The organism is Pelomonas parva, from assembly GCF_043555835.1.
Lineage (GTDB): Bacteria > Pseudomonadota > Gammaproteobacteria > Burkholderiales > Burkholderiaceae_C > Pelomonas > Pelomonas parva.
In genome coordinates this window covers 384,171-403,000 of sequence record NZ_JBIGHV010000002.1, presented here as the reverse complement: position 1 = coordinate 403,000, position 18,830 = coordinate 384,171, and the positions used below count along the sequence as shown (strand labels likewise).

20 protein-coding genes are annotated in these 18,830 nt (G+C 70.2%); 11 read left to right on the top strand and 9 right to left on the bottom strand.

What is annotated here, in order from left to right:
* Positions 1-28 precede the first annotated feature (28 nt).
* The 3 genes from ACG00Y_RS05380 to flgA form a co-directional block, all read right to left on the bottom strand.
* Positions 29-418, bottom strand: a complete 390-nt coding sequence (locus ACG00Y_RS05380; RefSeq protein ID WP_394476686.1) for a hypothetical protein — start codon at positions 416-418, stop codon at positions 29-31.
* 4 nt (positions 419-422) lie between these two features.
* A complete protein-coding gene (gene flgM / locus ACG00Y_RS05375) occupies positions 423-758 on the bottom strand; it encodes a flagellar biosynthesis anti-sigma factor FlgM (protein ID WP_394476684.1) in 336 nt (111 codons plus the stop codon).
* A 222-nt stretch (positions 759-980) separates the two neighbouring features.
* Positions 981-1,679 carry a flagellar basal body P-ring formation chaperone FlgA gene (gene flgA / locus ACG00Y_RS05370; protein ID WP_394476682.1) on the bottom strand — a complete coding sequence of 233 codons (699 nt, stop codon included), beginning with the start codon at positions 1,677-1,679 and terminating at the stop codon, positions 981-983.
* 157 nt (positions 1,680-1,836) lie between these two features.
* On the opposite strand from flgA, the gene flgB reads away from it, so the two are divergent.
* The 9 genes from flgB (at position 1,837) to ACG00Y_RS05325 (ending at position 11,127) form a co-directional block, all read left to right on the top strand.
* Positions 1,837-2,247: a flagellar basal body rod protein FlgB gene (gene flgB / locus ACG00Y_RS05365; protein ID WP_394476680.1), complete on the top strand. Its 411-nt coding sequence runs from the start codon at positions 1,837-1,839 to the stop codon at positions 2,245-2,247.
* 17 nt (positions 2,248-2,264) lie between these two features.
* Positions 2,265-2,678 carry a flagellar basal body rod protein FlgC gene (gene flgC, locus ACG00Y_RS05360; RefSeq protein ID WP_394476678.1) on the top strand — a complete coding sequence of 138 codons (414 nt, stop codon included), beginning with the start codon at positions 2,265-2,267 and terminating at the stop codon, positions 2,676-2,678.
* A 5-nt stretch (positions 2,679-2,683) separates the two neighbouring features.
* Positions 2,684-3,325: a flagellar hook assembly protein FlgD gene (locus ACG00Y_RS05355; RefSeq protein WP_394476677.1), complete on the top strand. Its 642-nt coding sequence runs from the start codon at positions 2,684-2,686 to the stop codon at positions 3,323-3,325.
* 46 nt (positions 3,326-3,371) lie between these two features.
* A complete protein-coding gene (gene flgE / locus ACG00Y_RS05350) occupies positions 3,372-4,688 on the top strand; it encodes a flagellar hook protein FlgE (protein ID WP_394476675.1) in 1,317 nt (438 codons plus the stop codon).
* Between the two features lie 25 nt (positions 4,689-4,713).
* Entirely contained in the window at positions 4,714-5,439 is a 726-nt protein-coding gene (flgF, locus tag ACG00Y_RS05345) for a flagellar basal-body rod protein FlgF (protein WP_394476674.1), read from the top strand.
* Between the two features lie 2 nt (positions 5,440-5,441).
* Complete coding sequence (gene flgG, locus ACG00Y_RS05340; protein WP_394476672.1) at positions 5,442-6,224, top strand: flagellar basal-body rod protein FlgG; 783 nt, start codon at positions 5,442-5,444, stop codon at positions 6,222-6,224.
* A 10-nt stretch (positions 6,225-6,234) separates the two neighbouring features.
* Positions 6,235-6,903 (top strand): flagellar basal body L-ring protein FlgH, encoded by a 669-nt coding sequence (locus tag ACG00Y_RS05335; protein WP_394476671.1) that lies wholly within the window; start codon positions 6,235-6,237, stop codon positions 6,901-6,903.
* A gap of 136 nt (positions 6,904-7,039) precedes the next feature.
* Positions 7,040-7,714, top strand: coding sequence for a substrate-binding periplasmic protein (locus ACG00Y_RS05330; protein WP_394476669.1), 675 nt, complete (start codon positions 7,040-7,042; stop codon positions 7,712-7,714).
* Positions 7,715-7,812: 98 nt separating this feature from the next.
* Entirely contained in the window at positions 7,813-11,127 is a 3,315-nt protein-coding gene (locus tag ACG00Y_RS05325) for an ATP-binding protein (protein ID WP_394476667.1), read from the top strand.
* Here the strand turns inward: ACG00Y_RS05325 and ACG00Y_RS05320 are convergent.
* The 6 genes from ACG00Y_RS05320 to ACG00Y_RS05295 form a co-directional block, all read right to left on the bottom strand.
* On the bottom strand, positions 11,124-12,416 hold the full coding sequence (locus tag ACG00Y_RS05320) for a hypothetical protein (protein ID WP_394476666.1): 1,293 nt from the start codon (positions 12,414-12,416) through the stop codon (positions 11,124-11,126). The two genes, ACG00Y_RS05325 and ACG00Y_RS05320, sit on opposite strands and share 4 nt — an antisense overlap.
* Before the next feature lie 98 nt (positions 12,417-12,514).
* Positions 12,515-13,771, bottom strand: coding sequence for an amidohydrolase (locus tag ACG00Y_RS05315; protein WP_394476664.1), 1,257 nt, complete (start codon positions 13,769-13,771; stop codon positions 12,515-12,517).
* Between the two features lie 116 nt (positions 13,772-13,887).
* Positions 13,888-14,037, bottom strand: a complete 150-nt coding sequence (locus ACG00Y_RS05310) for a hypothetical protein (protein WP_394476662.1) — start codon at positions 14,035-14,037, stop codon at positions 13,888-13,890.
* 21 nt (positions 14,038-14,058) lie between these two features.
* Positions 14,059-15,384 (bottom strand): hypothetical protein, encoded by a 1,326-nt coding sequence (locus tag ACG00Y_RS05305; RefSeq protein ID WP_394476660.1) that lies wholly within the window; start codon positions 15,382-15,384, stop codon positions 14,059-14,061.
* Positions 15,381-16,223: an ABC transporter ATP-binding protein gene (locus ACG00Y_RS05300; RefSeq protein WP_394476658.1), complete on the bottom strand. Its 843-nt coding sequence runs from the start codon at positions 16,221-16,223 to the stop codon at positions 15,381-15,383. The genes ACG00Y_RS05305 and ACG00Y_RS05300 overlap by 4 nt, the downstream gene beginning before the upstream one ends.
* Entirely contained in the window at positions 16,220-16,630 is a 411-nt protein-coding gene (locus ACG00Y_RS05295; RefSeq protein WP_394476656.1) for a GntR family transcriptional regulator, read from the bottom strand. The genes ACG00Y_RS05300 and ACG00Y_RS05295 overlap by 4 nt, the downstream gene beginning before the upstream one ends.
* Before the next feature lie 189 nt (positions 16,631-16,819).
* Between ACG00Y_RS05295 and ACG00Y_RS05290 the strand changes: the two genes are divergently transcribed.
* Entirely contained in the window at positions 16,820-17,869 is a 1,050-nt protein-coding gene (locus tag ACG00Y_RS05290) for a flagellar basal body P-ring protein FlgI (protein WP_394477493.1), read from the top strand.
* On the top strand, positions 17,869-18,738 hold the full coding sequence (flgJ, locus tag ACG00Y_RS05285) for a flagellar assembly peptidoglycan hydrolase FlgJ (RefSeq protein WP_394476654.1): 870 nt from the start codon (positions 17,869-17,871) through the stop codon (positions 18,736-18,738). The genes ACG00Y_RS05290 and flgJ overlap by 1 nt, the downstream gene beginning before the upstream one ends.
* The last annotated feature ends 92 nt before the right edge of the window (positions 18,739-18,830 follow it).

Below are 18,830 nucleotides of genomic sequence, written 5' to 3'. Positions count from 1 at the left end.
GAGGGTGGCTTTCTTCATGTGGAGCGGTTCAAGCTGTGAAGCTGCCCCCACCGACGCTGCGGCGCTCGGCCTTGCCGCCGGCGCCGTAAAGGCCGGTGGGTTCACTGGGGATCAGCACGTCCAGCGCCCGGTCCAGCGAGGCGTTGCCGCGTGCCAGGCTTTCGCGCTGGGCGGCCAGCAGGCCACCGGCACGCACCAGGCGGTTGCGCAACGCCGGGGGCACGCTGCCGGTGCGGGCGGCTTCGGTGAAGCTCTGCACGGCGCGGGCCAGGTGTTGATGCAGTTCAGCCGAATGCTGCTCGATGGCGGCGGCATCGCGGCGGGCCAGCGCGTCGCCGAGCTGGTTCAGCGCCGCTTCGACGGCCAGCAAGGGCTGTTCGAGTTCGGCGCTGAGCGGGGTCGGGGCGGTGGCGGTCATGGGTTCAATGCTTGTTCGCGCGGGAGTTCAGCAATTCTTGCGCATTCGCGACCAGCTTGTCCGCGATGGCATTGGCATTGATCGTGAACTTGCCCTCGCTGATGGCCTTGGAGATGCGGTCGACCTTGGCGGCGTCGAAGCTGCCGTCGTCAGGGCCGGCACTGGCGGCCAGCTGGGCGGCGCTGGACAGAGCCACCTGGGCGCTGGCTGCCGGTGCGTTGGCCGTGGGGCGGACGATCTCGTTGGCGACCGCAGCTTCCGGCTTGCGCGCGGCGGGGCGCTGCTCGGTCTTGGCCGGGCCGGCAGGACCTTCCGGACTGGGGCTGTTACCGATCTTCATGAGCTTCTCCAGGGTGCGGGGCGAACCCCGCAGGGGGCATTGCAGGGGAGTTTCCACCTGTATCGGCGCCAGACCCAGGAACTTGAGTGGGAAATGGCGGGTTTATCCGCCCATTTCGGGGGATTCGTGGCAGTTTGCTCACACCGGGACACGCCGGGCCGCCCCAAGCACCGGTCGCCCCCATGGGGGGTCGGAGCGGCAGAGCCGCGAACTGGGGGCAGTTCATAACATCAGCTCCACGCGCCGCTCGCCAACGGCCCGGCCGCTGCTGATGCGGCCGCTCTCGAAGCGCACGCGGACCTCCTGCCCCTCCAGACCAGCAGACAGCGCCCGCGCCTCGGACACGACGGAAAAGCCCGGGCCGACGGCTTGCACCTGCACCGTCTCGCCGGCGGCGAACCACTGGCGGGACTTCAGCGTTGGCGCACGCACCGCCTCGGCCGCGCCCAGCGGCCGGGACAGCGTGCGGCCGATGAGCAGGGCGGGGTCGGTGAACACGGCGCCGGCTTCGGCCGCGATGTCGATATCGGCCAGCGCCAGATGTTCTTGAGACAAATTCACGCCGGCCGGCAGCGGGCCGCTGGCGACGACGGCACGGCCGAAGACGGCCACGCGCACCGGCAGCGTGACGTTCCAGCGTGCCACGCCGTCCGTGCAGCGCAGGCCGATGCGGCTGCGTCCCCAGGCAGACATGCCGGGCGGCAGGTAGGGCTGGACCTGCCGGCAGGGCGCCAGGCGCAGGCGGGCGTCGAGGGCGCCGATCTCGACGGCCACGCGGGTGTTCGGTGGCGCAGCGGCGCGGGCGGCGGTTTCGGCGAGCTGGCGCACGCGCTCGATGAGCGCGGGATCGAGCACGGTCTGCGCCCAGGCGCCAGGCCCGGCCAACAGCACGCACAACAGGAACGCAGTTCGACGCAGCATGGCCACAACTCTAGAGATCGGGCCGGCGCCGCCTAGGTCCGAATTGACCGGCTTTGGTCTTGCTAATCCCGCTCATGTTTTCCGGCCTGGTCCAGACAATTTGCGCAAGGAGCCTTCCCGGCTTCGCACCTCGCCACCTCCAAAAAGGGGGCCCGACATGAACCGACTCACCGACTCGCTGAACTTCCAGACCCAGGCGCTCACGCTGCGGGCGGAGCGCCAGCGCCTGCTCGCCAGCAACATCGCCAATGCCGACACGCCGGGCTACCAGGCCCGCGAGATCAACTTCGCCCGGGCGCTGCGCGAGGCCACCGGCGAGATCGGCACGCCCGGCGCCATGTTCGCACCGCAGCGCGGCCACATCGCGCCGCTGGCCGGTGCACGCGGCGAGAGCGGCAAGGACTACGCGCTGCAGTCGCAGACCAGCCTGGACAGCAACGGCGTCGACATGGACCGCGAGCGCGCCAGCTTTGCCGACAACGCGGTGAAGTACGAGGCGACTCTGCGCTTCATCAACGGCTCCGTGCGCACGGCGCTGGACGCGATGAAGTCGCACAACCAAGGTTGATCCAGGAGTAAGCGGCCATGTCCATGTTCCAGATCTTCAACGTCTCCGGCAGCGCGGTCAGCGCGCAGAGCCAGCGGCTCAACGTGGTGGCCAGCAACCTGGCCAACGCCGACACCGTGGCCGGCCCGGACGGCCAGGCCTACAAGGCGCGCCAGGTCGTCTTCCAGACGCAGCTGATGGGCGCGGGCAACGACAGCGGCAGCGCCGGCGTGCGCGTGACCACCATCAGCGAGGACCAGACCCCCGGCCGCCGCATCCACGACCCCAAGCATCCCCAGGCAGACGCAGAAGGCTACGTGACCTATTCCAACGTGAACCCGGTGGAAGAGATGGTCAACATGATCTCGGCGTCGCGTTCCTATCAAAACAATATTGAGGTCATGAGCACGGCGAAGAACCTGCTGCTCAAGACCTTGCAACTCGGCCAGTGATTGTTATGGACATCACCGCACTCAACGGCAGCTCGACGAGCTCGCCCACCACCTCGGCCAAGAACGCCCAGGACACGCAGGACCGCTTCCTAAAGCTGCTCGTCGCGCAGATGAACAACCAGGACCCGCTGAACCCGATGGACAACGCCCAGGTGACCAGCCAGATGGCGCAGATCCAGCAGGTGACCAGCCTGTCCACGCTGGACACCAGCATCAAGAGCCTGGGCGGCCAGCTCGGCCAGATGCAGGCGCTGCAGTCCATCTCGCTGGTGGGCCGCGAGGTCAGCGTACCCAGCGACAAGATCCAGGTCGTCGCCGGCGTGGCCGAGGGCAGCTACGAGCTGGACGGCGCGGCCAAGACGGTCAAGCTGGAGATCCTCGGGCCCGCCGGCAACGTCATCGACACACAGCAACTTGGGGCCGAGGGCTCGGGCCGCCACACGTTCACATGGAAGGCGGGCACGCTGGCGGCCGAGGGCGGCGAGGTGAAGTACCGCATCACCGCCATGAACGGCGCCGCCACCGTCTCCGCGACGACCTATGCCTACGACACCGTCGACGCCGTCTACAGCGAGGGCGGCAGCCTCAAGCTGAACCTGGCCCGCCTGGGCCCCGTGGACTACACGAGCGTCTCGGCCGTCAACTGACCGCCTTTTTCATCCGAACTTCCCGCACGACAGCAAGGACTCCCTCATGAGCTTCCAGCAAGGCCTTTCCGGGCTCAACGCCTCCTCCAAGAACCTGGATGTCATCGGCAACAACATCGCCAACTCCGGCACCTACGGCGCCAAGAGTTCGCGGGCCGAGTTCGCCGACGTCTACGCCGCCGCATTGAACGGCGCGGGCCAGAACCAGATCGGCATCGGCACCAGCCTGCAGTCCGTCGCCCAGCAGTTCACGCAGGGCAACATCTCGACCACCGAGAACCCGATGGACCTGGCCATCAACGGCGGCGGTTTCTTCCAGGTCAGCGACGGCCTGAACCCGACGCGCTACAGCCGCAACGGCCAGTTCAAGGTCAGCAAGGACGGCTTCGTCATCAACAACGACGGCCTGAAGCTGATGGGCTACCCGGCCAACGGCGCTGGCGTCATCCAGCCCGGCACGGCGCAGCCGCTGCAACTGCCCACGGGTGGCATCCCCCCGGCCGTCACGACCGAGATCGAGATGGAGTTCAACCTCGACTCGCGCCTGGCCACCACCGCCCCAGGCGGCGGCACCGGCGTCGGCATGGACCTGGCCGACAGCGCCACCTACAACAACGCCACGTCGTTGACCGTCTACGACGCCAAGGGCCAGGACGTGGCCGTGACCTTCTACTTCCAGAAGGCCGCGACGGCCGCCGACGGCAGCGACTCCTGGAACGTCTATGCCACCGCCAACGGCTCGGCCTTCGACACCGACGCCACCGGTGCGGCCATCCCGCTGGACGCCTTCGGCAACCCGACGGCGCCCTACACCACCCTCACCTTCCCGCCCACCGGCGGCTCGCCGACCTTCCCGACCACGCCCATCTCGATGAACGTGCCGGCCGGCACCAGCGCCCGCGGCAACGCGACGCTGGCCATTCCGAACATCCAGCTCGACCTGACCGGCGCGACCGAGAACGGCAGCAGCTTCGCCGTGACCAACCTGACGCAGGATGGCTACGCACCGGGTCAGCTGACCGGCATCCAGGTCGCCAGCAACGGCATCGTGCAGGCCCGCTACTCCAACGGCCAGAGCAAGCCGGCCGGCCAGGTCGAGCTGGCCTCTTTCCGCAACCCGCAAGGCCTGCAGACCATGGGCGGCAACGTCTGGATTCGCACGGTGAACTCCGGCGACGCGGTCGTCGGCGTGCCGGGCGACGGCAACATGGGCGCGCTGCAGTCCGGCGCACTGGAGGAGAGCAACGTCGACCTGACCGCCGAGCTGGTGAACATGGTCACCGCGCAGCGCGCCTACCAGGCCAATGCGCAGACGATCAAGACGCAGGACCAGGTTCTGCAGACGATCGTGAATCTGCGCTGATCAACGCAACGGCTGAGGAGGTGTAATGGACCGCATGATCTACCTGTCAATGGCCGGCGCGAAAGCGGCCATGCAGCGGCAGGACGTGCTGTCGCACAACCTCGCGAACGTCACGACCAATGGCTTTCGGGCCGAGTTGCAGGCCTTCCGCGCGGTGCCGGTGCGCGGCGACGGCGCCTCCACGCGTGCCTTCGCGCTGGAAACCACCATCGGCTACAACGACGCCCCCGGCCCGCTGACGCCCACCGGCCGCAACCTCGACGTGGCCATGCAGGGCAACGCCTGGCTGGCCGTGCAGAGCAATGACGGCACCGAGGCCTACACCCGCGCCGGCTCGCTGGACGTGAACGCCGAGGGCCTGCTCGTCATGCGTAACGGCATGCCGGTGCTGGGCGACGGCGGCCCCATCAACGTGCCGCCCAACAGCGCGGTGGAGATCGGCAGCGATGGCACCGTCAGCGCCAAGTCGCCCAACCAGCTGCCCACCACCATCGGCCGCCTCAAGCTCGTGACGCCCGAAGTGCCGATGACGCGCGGCGATGACGGCCTGTTCCGCGCTGGTGAAGGCGACCTGCCCGCCAACCCGGCCGCCCGCGTGCAGGACGGCGCGCTGGAGGGCAGCAACGTCAGCCCGGTCGAGACCATGGTCGCCATGATCGCCGCCGGCCGCCAGTTCGAGCAGCAGATGAAGCTGATGCAGATCGCCCAGACCCAAGGTCAGCAGTCCGCCAAACTTTTAGGGAGTACCTGACCATGATGCGTTCTTTGTGGATCGCCAAGACCGGCATGGAAGCCCAGCAACACCAGCTGGACAACATCTCGCACAACCTCGCCAACGTGGCCACCAATGGCTACAAGCGCTCGCACGCCGTCTTCGAGGACCTGATCTACCAGAACATGCGCCAGGTCGGCGCCAACAGCACCGAGCAAACGACGCTGCCCACCGGCCTGCAGGTCGGCCTGGGCGTGCGCCCGGTGGCCACGGCGCGCATCTACACGCAGGGCAACCTGCAGCAGACCAGCAACAACCTGGACCTGGCGATCAAGGGCGACGGCTTCTTCCAGATCCAGCTGCCCGACGGCACCAACGCCTACACGCGCGACGGCAGCTTCCAGCTCAGCGCCAACGGTCAGATGGTGACCAGCAACGGCTACACGCTGCTGCCCGGCATCACCATCCCCGCCAATGCGCAGAGCCTGACCATCGGCAACGACGGCACCGTCAGCGTCACGCTGCCCGGCCAGGCCGCGGCGCAGACGGTGGGCCAACTGCAGCTCGCCAACTTCGTGAACCCGGCCGGCCTGGACCCCAAAGGCCAGAACCTGTTCGCCGAGACCGCCTCCAGCGGCACGCCCAACACCGGCGCGCCCAACAACAACGGCATGGGCGCCGTGCAGCAGGGCTTCGTCGAGACATCCAACGTCAACGTCGTCGAGGAGCTGGTGCAGATGATCCAGACGCAGCGCGCCTACGAGCTGAACTCCAAGGCCGTGCAGACCTCCGACCAGATGCTGCAGAAGCTGGCCCAGATCTAAGGCATTCGCCATGAAGACCCTCGCCCTCCTCGCCGTCACCGCCCTGCTCGCCGGCTGCGCCGCGCCCTACCCGCAGCCGCAGGTGGAGCTGGCCCACACGCCCGTCGTCAACCTGCCGCACGTGCAGCCGGTGGCCGCCAGCAACGGCGCCATCTACCAGGCCGCCAGCTACCGCCCGCTGTTCGAGGACCACCGCGCCCGCCTCGTCGGCGACACGCTGACCATCAACATCACCGAGCGCGTATCGGCCTCGCAGACCAGCACCAGCGAGCTGAGCAAGACCGGCTCGCTGGCGGTGGGCGTCACCGCGCTGCCCGGCATTGCCGGCAACTCCTTCAACCGCGCCAGCGCGGCCGCCACGTCGGCCAACGACAACCAGGGCAAGGGCAGCAACCAGAACACCAACGAGTTCACCGGCGCCATCACGGCCGTCGTCACCGGCGTGCTGCCCAACGGCCACCTGATGATCAGCGGCGAGAAGCAGATCGGCGTGAACCGCAATGTCGACGTGCTGCGCTTCTCCGGCCAGGTGGACCCGCGTTCCATCGGCCAGGGCAATGCCGTGCAGTCAACGGCGGTGGCCAATGTGCGCATCGAGCAACGCGGCCGCGGCGCAACCGCCGATGCCCACTCGGTGGGCTGGCTGTCGCGATTTTTCCTGAACATCGCGCCGAGCTAGCGGGTTGCCCCGGCCCCCGCGCCGGCCGCGGCGGCCTACCATCACCTGAGGGGAGCCATCAGAGCGACGCAGAGGGTTGGCAGCCATGACGGGTTGGCAACGCAGGAGGGCCGGTGCGGCGTTTTTCACGCTGCTGATGCCCGGGCTCGCGCAGGCCACGCCGCTGCGCCTGGCCACCGACGCCAACGACCAGACCGGCCTGGCCCCCATCGGCCGCGCCATCCTGCGCCGCGCCTTCGAGCGGCTGGGGCTGGCGCTGCAGTTCGAGCCCCTGCCGCTGCGCCGCTCGCTGCCGATGACGCAGCAAGGCCTGCTGGACGGCGAGGCGCTGCGTATCCGCCAGCTGGCGCTCAGCCACCCCGAACTGCTGCTGGTGCCGGTGCCCATCGCCATCGTCCAGGTGCTGGGCTATGTGCGCCAGGCCGGCCCGAGACCCGGCGACGAGGCGGGGCTGAAGGCGCTGCGCCTAGGCTACCCGCGCGGCGTCCTGCTGCTGGAGAACTGGCTGGCCGACGCGCCGCGCAAGGCCGAGGCCAGCACGCGCACCGACCTGCTGCGGCTGCTGCGCGCGGAGGTCATCGACGTGGCCCTGCTGACCTCTCCCGCCGGCCTGCCCGAGCTGGAGCCCGACGACATGAGCGGCCTGGCGCGGCTGGCCACGCCCTTCCAGGTGACACCGCTGTACACGCTGCTGCACCAGCGCCACCGCGAGCTGCTGCCGCGCCTGGCGGCGGTGCTGCGGGAGATGGAGCACAGCGGCGAGTCATCTCGGCTGCGCAACGCGGCCTGGAACACGCTGCTGATGCCTTGACGGCGGCGGCCATCCGCTGCGAGGAGCAGAGCGGCCTGACTACACTGCCGCGCAAAGGAGCATGCACGGGCGCCACGCCCGGTCCAGCAAGCGCAGCGATGGCGACGCGTCCACCGGCAGGCCCGAACACCGCCCCCAACCCCCGCCTGTCGCTGCTGCACGCGCCGGCGCTGACGCTGCCCGACGGCACCCGTCATCCGCTGGCGGCCAAGGATGCGGCCCTGCTGGCCCTGCTGGCCCTGGACGGCCCCACGCCGCGCGCCCAGCTCGCGGCGCTGCTGTGGCCCGAGGCCGGCGTGCCCCAAGCGCGCAACAACCTCCGTCAGCGCCTGTTCCGCCTGCACCGGCTGGCGGGGCGTGACCTGGTGCTGCAAGGCGAGCCGCTGACGCTGGCGGCCGATCTGGCGCACGACCTGGCACCACCCGCCGAGGCCTTGCAAGACGATGCCGGCGCTGCGGCCGGCAGCTTGCTCGGCAGCCTGAACTTTGAACAAGAGCCTGCGCTGGCGCGCTGGGTCGAGCACGCCCGCGAGCGCTGGCGCAGCCAGTTGCGCGACCTGCTGGCCGGGGTGGCGTCAAAGCACGAGGACGAGCACCGCATTGCCGAGGCCCTGCCCTACGCCGAACGCCTGGCGCGTGACGAGCCCTTGCTTGAACACGCGCAGCGCCAGCTGATGCGCCTGCACTACCGGCGCGGCGACCGCGGCGCCGCACTGGCCGTGTATGAGCGCCTGCGCGACACGCTGGACCGTGAGCTGGGCGAGACACCGTCTCCCGAGAGTCGGCAGCTCGCCGCCTTGATCGAGGCCAGCCAGCAGCTGCCCAGCGTGCTGCCGCAACCCGCGCCGGTGGCCGTGCTGTGCCCGCCCCGCCTGGTGGGCCGCGAGGCCGAATGGCAGGCCATGTCGGCTGCCTGGGCGCGCGGCGCGCCGCTGCTGCTGCTGGGCGAGCCGGGCATCGGCAAGAGCCGCCTGCTGGCCGACTTCGCGCAGGCGCAGGGCCTGCGCTGCCGCGTGCAGGCGCGGCCCGGCGACCTGGGTGTGCCGTATGCGCTGCTGGCGCGGCTGCTGCGCGCGTGGTTCACCGCCCATGCCGACGCGCCACCGCCCGAGCCCTGGGTGCGCGCCGAGCTGGCGCGTTGCGTGCCCGAGCTGGGCACGCCGGCCGTCGGTGTGGCCAACGCCCTGCGGCTGCGCGCGGCAGTGGCGCAGGCGCTCCAACACACGGGCGGCGCCGGCATCGCCATCGACGACCTGCAGTTCGCCGACGAAGCCACGCTGGAGCTGCTGACCGGCGGCCTACTCGGCGACGAGGGCGGCGTGCGCTGGCTGCTCGCCGCACGCCGCGCCGAAGTGCCCGCCGCCGTGCGGGCCTGGGTGGCCAGCGCCATGCCTGCGGTGGTGGCGCTCGGGCCCCTGGACGCGGCCGGCGTGCAGGCGCTGCTGGCCTCGGTGGCCGAAGCCGACACCGAGATGCACCAGCTGGCCGCCAGCCTGCACCGCCACACCGGCGGCAGCCCGCTGTTCCTGTTGCAGACGCTGCTCGAATGGCTGCGCCACGGGCGCCGGCCGCTGGGCGAGGGTCAGGCCTTGCCCTTTCCGGCCGACGTGCTGCGGCTGATTCAACACCGCCTGGACGCGCTGTCGCCCGACGCGGTGAAGCTGGCGCGCATCGCCGCGCTGGCCGGCATGGATTTCGAGGTCGCCCTCGGCGCCGCCGTGCTGGAGCGCCACCCGCTCGACCTGCTGGCGCCGTGGCGAGAGCTGGAGCAGGCGCTGGTGATCAACGAGCAGGCCTTTGTGCACGACCTGGTGCGCGAGGCCTGCGTGGCGGCCATTCCCAAACCCATCCGCGCCTGGCTGCACCGGCGCGTGGCGCAGTGGCTGGCGGCCGAACGCCCGGCCACGCCGCCCGCGCGCCTGGCCGCGCACTGGGCGGCGGCGGGCGATGCCGGCGCCGCAGCGCGCGCGTGGCTGCAGGCGGCGCAATACAGCCGCGACGCCGGGCGCATCGGCGAGCAGGCGCGGGCGCTGCGCAGCGCGGCCCAGGGCTTTGCCAGCGCCGGCCTGGCGCCAGAACGCTTCCACGCGCTGACGCAGCTGGTGATCGCCACGCGCGAATCGCAGTCGCCCGCCGAGGCCTTGCCGGTGGCCGACGAACTGCTGGCCGCCGCCGATGGCCCGGCCCAGCACGGCGTGGCGCTGAAGGAGCAGGCGGTGTGCCACATGAATGCGATGCGCCACGACATCGCCGCGCCCTTGCTGCAGCAGGCGGTGGCGCTGCTGCAGACCAGCGGCAACGCCCAGGCGCTGGGCCACGCGCAGTACATGCACGCGCTGTGCACCGCGCGCAGCATCGGCCCCGCGCACGCGACCACGGCCATGCTGGCACTGCTGCCCTGGGCCAAGCAGCAGGTGGACGAGTCGCAGCGCCAGTGCTTCAACGTCGACCTGGGCATCGTGCTCGACCAGTCGGACCAGCGCACGCGGGCGCGGCCGCACTTCGAGGCCGCCATCGCCTTCTTCGAGCGCCACGGCGAGCTGGCCAACCTGGCCTCCACCCACCTGACGCTCGGGCGCAGCCTGGTGCAGCTGGGTGCGCTGCCCGCCGCCACCCGGCACCTGGAACGCGCGGTGGCCTTGCGCAACGAGCTGTCCGGCGGCGTCGCCGGCCAGGGCATCGATGCGCTGAGCCTGGGCCGCGCGTGGGTGGAAGGCGGGCGCTATGCGGATGCCATCGCCCTGCTGGAGCCCTTGATCGAGCGCCTGGACGGCCAGGGCATGGCCGTCGTGAGCGCCGCCGCCCGCCACGCGCTGGCGCGCGCCTTCGCCATGCTGGGCCAGCCGGCGCGGGTGCGCCAGGTGCTGGGCGCGCAGCCCGACAGCGCGCCGCCGTTCCAGCAGGCGCAGGCCCTGTGGACCGAGGCGCTGGCCGTGCAGGCACAGCCGGCCGAACGGCGCGCACTGCTGGAGCGCGCGCTGGCCTGCTTCACGCGCGGCGACATGCCTTATGTGCGGCTGCCCATCGCGTTCGATCTGCTGGCGCTGCAGGGCGATGCCGACGCGCTGGCGCGCTTCGATGAGCGGCTGGCCGAATGCGAGGCCCGGGAACTGCCGGCGGCGCGCCTGCTCGGCTTGGCGCGCCGCGTCCCGCTGCTGCCTGCGCACGAGACGGCGCCCGCGATCACCACGCTGCTGGCCGAGATGGACGAGCGGCACTCGGTGGGCGCCTACCTGCCCGAGCTGCTGGCCGGCTGCGCGAACGCCGCGTTGCAGGCCGGCGAGGCCAAGCTGGCCACGCGCTGCCGCGAGCGTGCGCGCCGCTGGATCTACACGGTGGCACTGCCCCAGGTGCCGGCGGCGTTTCGCGACAGTTTTTTGCAGCGCAACCCGTTCAACCGCGGGCTGGCTTAGAGCCTGGGCGCCTCGCGCTGGCGCACCGTCTCGTCGTCCTTCTTGCCGGCCTTCTGCTGCTCGCTCAACAGCAGCGCGTGCGCGGCCAGGCCGGCCTTGGCAAAACTGCGGTGGTCCATCAACACGCTCTTGAAACTGCTCACCGGGGCGCCGGGCTGCCCGAGGATGTTGAGCGTCAGCACGGTGCCACAGCCGGGGTGCAGCGGCTCGGAACTGCCGGTCTTGCGCAGCGTGTCGGCATCGCCGACCACCTGACGCAGCAGGCTGCTGCGTTCCTCCGGGTCGACGGAGCACAGCTGGGTGCCTTGGCCCGACGGGTACTTCACCACGCGCGGCACGCTGCTGATGCGGCGTTCATCGAGGTACCACACACGCTGACCCGGCGTGACCAGCCCCGGCTTGCCATGGCGTTCGATCAGCTGGTCGACCAGCGACTCCTGCGACACCGGCTGCTTCAGCGTCAGCGTGCGCACCACCGACACCACACCCCCGCCTGCCGACGGCGGCGCCAGCGTGACGAAGATCAGCTCCATCGCCACCTGGCCGGCCGCGCGGTTGGCCACGCCCATGCGCGCCTCGATCTTGAAGTCGTAGCCTTTGCAGCCGGCGCAGTTGGCCTTGTAGACGTAGCGGTTCACTTCCATGATGCGGCCGCCGTAGCCCGCAGCGTGCTTGCGCAGGAGGGCCTCGGCCTCGTCGGCCGGCATGTCCAGGCGAATGCCGAGCACGCTGGCGACGCGCTCATCGGCAGGCGCGGCGGGCGCAGCCGGCGTGGGCTGCGCCGCCGCCGTCGCGCCACCGGCCACCACCGGATACACCATCGGCTTGCCATGCAGCGGCGTGCCGGGCTTGTTGGCAATCTCGATGCTGCCGTTCTCGGTGGCCGCCGCCAGCGCGCGGTAGCCGCCGGGCTTCTCGGCGGTCAGCATCAGCAAGGTGGGCAGGGTCTGCGAGAACAGCGGCACCAGCAGCCTGCCCTTGACCTCCAGCACCACCACCGCGCAGCCGCCCGAGCCGCAGAAGCCGCTGGAGTCGGAGCGCACGATGACCTCCTTGCTGCCGTCGTCGTTGAGGTCGACCACGGCGATGGAGAAGCGGTCCTCGACGATCTCACGCACCGCCTCCAGGCGCTTGAGCCCGTCGCGCTGCTTGGCCGTGCCGGGCTGGAAGTCCAGCGCAGGCCCGGGGCTGTAGGGCTGCGCCAACACCGCCCCCGCCCCCACACACAGCCACCCCGCCAGCGCCAGCTGGCGCGCGGCCTGCGCCATTGCCGAACCGTTCCTGTCCATCGTTGCTCCTTGTCCTCGGAGCAAAGGCTAGCCAGGAGTGCGTTACTGAGGCGTTACCCGCCACCGCCAGCGAAGGCTCGGCCGTGGCGCCAGCCCGCTCAACCCTTGATCGAACCCAGGTAGTCCACTGCCAGGTGGGCCAGTGCCCGCACGCCCACCTCCAGCCCGCGCTCGTCGACGACGAAGCGCGGCGAGTGGTTGGAGTAGGCCTTGCTCGGCTCGATGTCCGGCGGCGTCACGCCGACGAAGAAGAACAGGCCCGGGATCAGGCGCTGGAAGAACGAGAAGTCCTCCGCGCCGGTCGCCTTGGGCACCACCTCGATGCCCATGGGCCGCGGGCCGGTGCTGGCCACGCGGGTCAGCGTGGGCACCATCTGCTCCGTCAGCACCGGGTCGTTGCGCGTGACGGGATAGTTCTTCGTGATGCAGACCTTGCAGGTCGCGCGCGACGCGGCGGAGATGCCCTCGGCCAGTATCGTGATGCGCTCGTGGATCGCATCGCGCATGCCCTCGTCGAAGCTCCGGATGGTGCCGCGCATCTCGACCGAGTCCGGGATGATGTTCTCGCGCACGCCGCCCTTGATGGCGCCGATGGTGACGACGGCAGGCTCGCGGTTCAGGTCCAGCGTGCGGCTGACGATGGTCTGCAGGCCCAGCACGATCTGCGCCGACGTGACGATGGGGTCGATGCCCAGCCAGGGCGCCGCTCCATGCGTCTGCTTGCCCAGCACGGTGATCTTGAGCTTGTCGGAGCTGGCCATCGTCGGCCCCGGCCGGTAGCCGATGACACCGGCCGGCTGGCGTGACGTGACATGCAGGCCGAAGATGGCCTGCGGCGTCGGATGCTCCAGCACGCCCTCCTTGATCATCAGCGCCGCGCCGCCCTCCTCGCCCTCGGGCGGCATCTCCTCGGCAGGCTGGAAGATGAACTTCACGGTGCCGGGGATGTCGGCGCGCAGGCCGGCCAGGATGCTGGCCACGCCCATCAGAATGGCGACATGGCAGTCATGCCCGCAGGCGTGCATGACGCCCACCTCCTCGCCGTTCCAGACCGCGCGGGCCTTGGAGGCGAAGGGCAGTTCCACCTCCTCGGTGACGGGCAGGCCGTCCATGTCGGCGCGCAGCGCCACGACCCCGCCGGGCTTGCCGCCCTTGAGCACGCCGACGACACCGGTGTGGGCCACGCCGGTCTTGACCTCGTCGAAACCCAGCGCGTGCAGATGCTCGGCGACGATGGACGCGGTGCGGAACTCGCGGTTGCCCAGCTCCGGGTGCTGGTGCAGGTCGCGGCGCCAGGCGATGACCTGGGCTTCCAGCGCGGCACTTGCCGCATCGATGTCCTGCTGCAACGACATGGGCGAACCTGAGGTGGGATGCCCCAGTATGAAACAGCTCAGCTCAATTGGTTCAGATCACGCGGGCTCCATGCATGCATGGCCGCCCGAGTCAGCCGTAGGACAAGGGCCCGTTCTCAAACCTGGGGACTCAAGCCGTGGAACTGCCAGGCCATTGCCTCAGGCAGCAGGGCGTTGGCGCTGACTAGGCCGGGCTGAAGGCGGGTCGGCAGCGGCAGCCCGAAGGCCTGGGGCTCGCCATCGGGCGTGGTGGTGGCCAAGGTCATCATGGGTTCATAGCCTCTGCATCAAGCCATCGTGTTCAGGTCACGCCGCGCCCACGCGCGGATCGCGGCGCGGGCGAACAGCGCCGTCAGCGCCAGTTGCAGCAGCAGCCAGACGGGGCCGCGCTGCGGCGTCAAGCCCGTCCAGATCAGCAACGACAGCAGCGTCGGCGCTGCCAGCACCAGTGCGACTCCGATGAGCACGCGCTGCTTCGTCGTGCCACGCCGGCCACGCAACCAGGCCGCAGCGCTGGTGGCGAGCAGCAAGTCGCCGATCCCGGACAGCAAAACCGCCGCCTGGACCGGCCAGAAGGCCCACCCATTGCGGAGCAGGCCCAAACCCACCCCGACACTGAAGAAGCCGACGTAGAACAACATCGATCCCAGCACCAGGCGCTGCGCCCAGCGCTGCACGGAGAAGCCTCCGGGTGCGATCCGGTGGCGCCAGTGCACCGGCGGCGCGATCAGGCGCGAACCCGCGATGGCGCCGAACAACAGCAGCCCCACGCCATAGCCGAGCGCGGCGTAGGGGTGGCTGTAGTCGCGCCCCCAACTCAGCCAATCCAGATCATCCGCGTGCGACACCGGCTGGTACAGCCAGAACAACAGCGGCCAAAAGGACATGCCCTTCCTGCCTTCGCTGCGTTCGGCCACGAAGCTCCACATCCGGTGCGCCCAGCGCCGCCGCCACCACGCCAGTGGCCGCAGCCGTGGCAAGGGGCGCGCTCGGGCGGCCAGCGACCTGGGCGACATCAACGCCGCCCACAGCAGGCCGGCACAGGCCAACAGTGCGAGCGACTGCAACACGTCACCCTCGCTGAGCGCGCGAATGACACCGGGCTGCGCAAGCGACGCCAGCACCAACAGCCCCGGCACGATCAGTACGCGCTGGGCGCGGCCCCAGCGGCTCAGGCCCAGCACCACCCCGCCGCAGAGCCCGGCCGACAGCACCGCCGCCACGCCGGGCAGCAGGCGCAGTTCGCCCTTCTGCCAATCCAGCACCGCCGCCAGCACCCACGGCCCGGCCAGCGCAAGGGCGCCCATCCAGCCCAGGTCGAGCAGCAGTTGCCGGCGCACGCGGTCCCGCGCGGCAGCCGGCGCCACACGGGCTTCCCAGGGGCGCAGGCGCTCGTGCGCTGTCGTCACCAGCGACAACGCGCCCAGGGCCAACAGCAGGACCTGAACCCACAGCAGCGACACCAGCATCTGGGCTGCCGGGCCGCGCATCTCCCAGGCCATCGTGGCGGCCGCCAGCGCGGACGCGCTGACGACGCCCGGCAGCATGCGGGTGAACACGGGCAGCAAGGCGAGTGGTATCTCGCGGCGGGCCTCGGCGCTCACGGCGTTCATGTGTTCAACACCTCCAGCAGGTCCTCCATGCTCAGGCCCGGCTCGCCGGCCGCTTCGGGCCATTGGCGAACGTCCACCAGCGCGCGCCCACCCTGCGCTGCGCTCCAGTGCAGGGCCATCGCATCGCGCTCCCGCGCCGGCACGCAGCGCAGGTTCTCCACGGCCTCGTCCCATTCGATGAAGAGCTGCACCTCGCCGTCGCGCATGAAGAGCACGTGGCTCACCACCCGCTCCAGGTCGCTGAGCAGATGGCTGGACACGAGCACCGTGCGCGGCGCGGGCTTGCGGCGCATGGCGAACAGCGCGCGCATGAAGTCGCGGCGGGAGATGGGGTCCAGGCTGGCGACGGGTTCGTCCAGCAGCAGCAGGTCGGGGTCATGGGCCAGCGCCAGCACGACGGCGAGCTTCTGCTGGTCGCCCAGCGACAGCGCCGACGCCCGCATGCCCAGCGACAGGTCCAGCCGCGCGGCCAGGGCGGCGGCGCCGCGCAGGTCGACGTTGGGATAGATGGCTGCCATCTCGTCCAGGTGCTCCAGGCCGGTCAAGCGGGCGAAGAGGTCGGGCGTCTGCGCCGCGTAGCCCAGGCGCTCGCGCACGCTGTCGGGCAGGGCCAGGCTGGGCTCGCCCAGCAGCCAGGCGTTGCCCTCGTCCGGCGTCTGCAAGCCCAGCAGGCAGCGCATCAGCGTGCTCTTGCCGGCGCCGTTGCGGCCCACCAGGCCGACGACGGCGCCTTCGGGGATGGCCAGGTCGATGCGGTCGAGCACGCGGGTGCGCGCCGAACTCCACTGCTGGGAAGGAACCTGGAGGCCGAGTTGGCGGGCCTCGATGGCGGGGGTCATGGGCTGTCCTGTTCAGTGGAATGAAGGGCTCGTTCCAGCGCCTTGAGCGCCTGGGCGGGTGTGATGCCGAGCTGGTGGGCCTGCCGGGCGACGGCCAGCAGGGCCGGCTCCAGCAGGGCGATGCGGTCATGACCGGCCCGGGCCGGCTGGGCATGGGCGGCCACCACCATGCCCACGCCCCGGCGGCGCTCCAGCAGCCCTTCAGCCTCCAGCAGGCTGTAGGCCTTGCTGACGGTCATCGGGTTGATGGCATGGCGCTCGGCCACCGCGCGCACGCTGGGCAGCTCCCCCCCCGGCCCCAGCTGGCCGCCCGCGACGAGGCGCTGCACCTGCTCCACCACCTGGCGGTAGATGGGTGTGGCCAGTTGCGGCTGGATGTCGAAGTTGAGCTGGGGTGGGCTCGCCATGTGTATTAGTGTATTACTCACACAATACACAAGACAAGCGCTTTCTCGTCGGCCGGCGGCGGAAGGGATCTGAATTGCAGGGCAGTCCACGCCCTTTTCTGCGGCTTCGGGGGCTCAAGCTTGCGCAGAATCGGTCGAGTGAAGTCCCTGCACGCCCTCCTCCTCGCCCTCGCCGTCCTCCTGGCGCCGATGGCCCACGCTGCCCGCATCAAGGAAGTCGCGTCCGTGGCCGGCGTGCGCTCCAACCCGTTGACGGGCTATGGCCTCGTCGTGGGCCTGGACGGCACGGGCGACCAGACCACGCAGGCGCCCTTCACCGGCCAGAGCCTGACGGCCATGCTGCAGCAGTTCGGCGTCATCCTGCCGCCGGGCGTGACCATGCAGCCGCGCAACATCGCCGCCGTCATGGTGACCACCTCGCTGCCGGCCTTTGCCCAGCCCGGCCAGCAACTGGACATCAATGTCTCGTCCATCGGCAATGCCAAGAGCCTGCGCGGCGGCACGCTGATCGCGACACCGCTGCGCGGCGCCGACGGCCAGGTCTATGCCATCGCCCAGGGCAACATGGTCGTCGCCGGCGCCGGTGCGTCGGCCGGCGGCTCCAAGGTGCAGATCAACCACCTCAGCGCCGGCCGCATTCCGGCGGGCGCCCTCGTCGAGCGCTCCGTGCCCACGCCCATCAACCAGGGCGACATGCTGCAGTTCGACCTCAACAGCAGCGACTACGCCACTGCCCGCGCCGTGGCCCAGGCCATCAACAAGGCCAAGGGCGCCGGCATCGCCCAGGCGCTGGACGGCCGCGTCGTGCGCGTGAAGGCGCCTGCCACGCCGGACGAGCGGGTCGCCTTCCTGGCCGATGTCGAGAACCTCGTCATCGACGCCGGCATACCGGCCGCGCGCATCGTCATCAACGCGCGCACCGGCTCCATCGTCATGAACCAGGCGGTCACGCTGTCGTCCTGCGCGGTGGCCCACGGCAGCCTGTCGGTGACCATCAGCTCCACGCCCATCATCAGCCAGCCCAATGCCTTGTCCGGCGGGCAGACGACGGTGACCGAGAAGTCCGACATCTCCATCCGCCAGGAGCCCGGCAGCCTCATCCAACTGCCGGCCGGCGCGCGGCTGTCGGACGTCGTCAAGGCGCTGAACTCGCTGGGCGCCACCCCTCAGGACTTGCTCGCCATCCTGCAGGCCATGAAGAGCGCGGGCGCACTCAACGCCGAGCTTGAGGTGATCTGATGTCGAACAGCTTCCAGTCCATCTCCGGCCAGAGCCTCGGCAGCCTCGACGCGCTCAAGGCACAGGCCTCGCGCGACCCCAAGGCCAGCATCCGCGAGACGGCCAAGCAGTTCGAATCGCTCTTCATGCAGGAAGTCATGAAGAGCATGCGCGCTTCCACGCTGGCCAGCGGCATGCTGGACAACAGCGCCACGCAGCTCGGCACCGAAATGCTGGACACGCAGTTCGCCGGCAAGATGAGCGGGCTGCCGGGTGGGCTGTCAGAGGCCATCCAGCGGCAGCTGCAGCGCCAGATGGGCATCCAGGACCTGTCGCCCGAGAAGGTCAGACAAGCCAGCCAGACGACGCTGGCCCAGGCGCTGCCGGCGCTGGCCACCAAGGGCATTCCCAACCACGTGCAGGGCTTTATCCAGAAGCACGACGCCTCCGCACGCGCCGCCTCGGCGGCCACCGGCATCCCGGCGAGCTTCATGGTCGCGCAGGCGGCCCACGAGAGCGGCTGGGGCAAGCGCGAGATCACCGGCGCCGACGGCACCAAGAGCCACAACATCTTCGGCATCAAGGCCACACCGGGCTGGACGGGCAAGACAGTCGACGTGCGCACCACCGAGGTCATCAACGGCCAGGCGGTCAAGGTGACGGCCAAGTTCCGCGCCTACGGCAGCTACGACGAGGCCTTCAAGGACTACGCCCGCCTGCTGGGCAACAACGACCGCTATGCCAAGGTCGTCGAGCAGGCCAAGAGCGGCAACGCCGCCGGCTTCGCGCGCGGCCTGCAGCAGGCCGGCTACGCGACCGACCCGGCCTATGCCGACAAGATCGCCCGCACCATTCAAACGACCCAGCGCGTGCAAAGCACGTTGGCATAACGCCATGAGACTCAAAAGCGCGCAAGGCTTCCGAATGGAACCAAAAGGCAACCACAGAGGCACAGAGCCACAGAGAACCGCTTTCTCTGGCC

What these genes read in the sequence shown, in the direction of transcription:
- ACG00Y_RS05380 (WP_394476686.1), bottom strand. Translation starts at nt 418, where the DNA reads ATGACCGCCACCGCCCCGACCCCGCTCAGCGCCGAACTCGAACAGCCC.
- flgM (WP_394476684.1), bottom strand. Translation starts at nt 758, where the DNA reads ATGAAGATCGGTAACAGCCCCAGTCCGGAAGGTCCTGCCGGCCCGGCC.
- flgA (WP_394476682.1), bottom strand. Translation starts at nt 1,679, where the DNA reads ATGCTGCGTCGAACTGCGTTCCTGTTGTGCGTGCTGTTGGCCGGGCCT.
- flgB (WP_394476680.1), top strand. Translation starts at nt 1,837, where the DNA reads ATGAACCGACTCACCGACTCGCTGAACTTCCAGACCCAGGCGCTCACG.
- flgC (WP_394476678.1), top strand. Translation starts at nt 2,265, where the DNA reads ATGTCCATGTTCCAGATCTTCAACGTCTCCGGCAGCGCGGTCAGCGCG.
- ACG00Y_RS05355 (WP_394476677.1), top strand. Translation starts at nt 2,684, where the DNA reads ATGGACATCACCGCACTCAACGGCAGCTCGACGAGCTCGCCCACCACC.
- flgE (WP_394476675.1), top strand. Translation starts at nt 3,372, where the DNA reads ATGAGCTTCCAGCAAGGCCTTTCCGGGCTCAACGCCTCCTCCAAGAAC.
- flgF (WP_394476674.1), top strand. Translation starts at nt 4,714, where the DNA reads ATGGACCGCATGATCTACCTGTCAATGGCCGGCGCGAAAGCGGCCATG.
- flgG (WP_394476672.1), top strand. Translation starts at nt 5,442, where the DNA reads ATGATGCGTTCTTTGTGGATCGCCAAGACCGGCATGGAAGCCCAGCAA.
- ACG00Y_RS05335 (WP_394476671.1), top strand. Translation starts at nt 6,235, where the DNA reads ATGAAGACCCTCGCCCTCCTCGCCGTCACCGCCCTGCTCGCCGGCTGC.
- ACG00Y_RS05330 (WP_394476669.1), top strand. Translation starts at nt 7,040, where the DNA reads ATGCCCGGGCTCGCGCAGGCCACGCCGCTGCGCCTGGCCACCGACGCC.
- ACG00Y_RS05325 (WP_394476667.1), top strand. Translation starts at nt 7,813, where the DNA reads ATGGCGACGCGTCCACCGGCAGGCCCGAACACCGCCCCCAACCCCCGC.
- ACG00Y_RS05320 (WP_394476666.1), bottom strand. Translation starts at nt 12,416, where the DNA reads ATGGACAGGAACGGTTCGGCAATGGCGCAGGCCGCGCGCCAGCTGGCG.
- ACG00Y_RS05315 (WP_394476664.1), bottom strand. Translation starts at nt 13,771, where the DNA reads ATGTCGTTGCAGCAGGACATCGATGCGGCAAGTGCCGCGCTGGAAGCC.
- ACG00Y_RS05310 (WP_394476662.1), bottom strand. Translation starts at nt 14,037, where the DNA reads ATGACCTTGGCCACCACCACGCCCGATGGCGAGCCCCAGGCCTTCGGG.
- ACG00Y_RS05305 (WP_394476660.1), bottom strand. Translation starts at nt 15,384, where the DNA reads ATGAACGCCGTGAGCGCCGAGGCCCGCCGCGAGATACCACTCGCCTTG.
- ACG00Y_RS05300 (WP_394476658.1), bottom strand. Translation starts at nt 16,223, where the DNA reads ATGACCCCCGCCATCGAGGCCCGCCAACTCGGCCTCCAGGTTCCTTCC.
- ACG00Y_RS05295 (WP_394476656.1), bottom strand. Translation starts at nt 16,630, where the DNA reads ATGGCGAGCCCACCCCAGCTCAACTTCGACATCCAGCCGCAACTGGCC.
- ACG00Y_RS05290 (WP_394477493.1), top strand. Translation starts at nt 16,820, where the DNA reads ATGGCCCACGCTGCCCGCATCAAGGAAGTCGCGTCCGTGGCCGGCGTG.
- flgJ (WP_394476654.1), top strand. Translation starts at nt 17,869, where the DNA reads ATGTCGAACAGCTTCCAGTCCATCTCCGGCCAGAGCCTCGGCAGCCTC.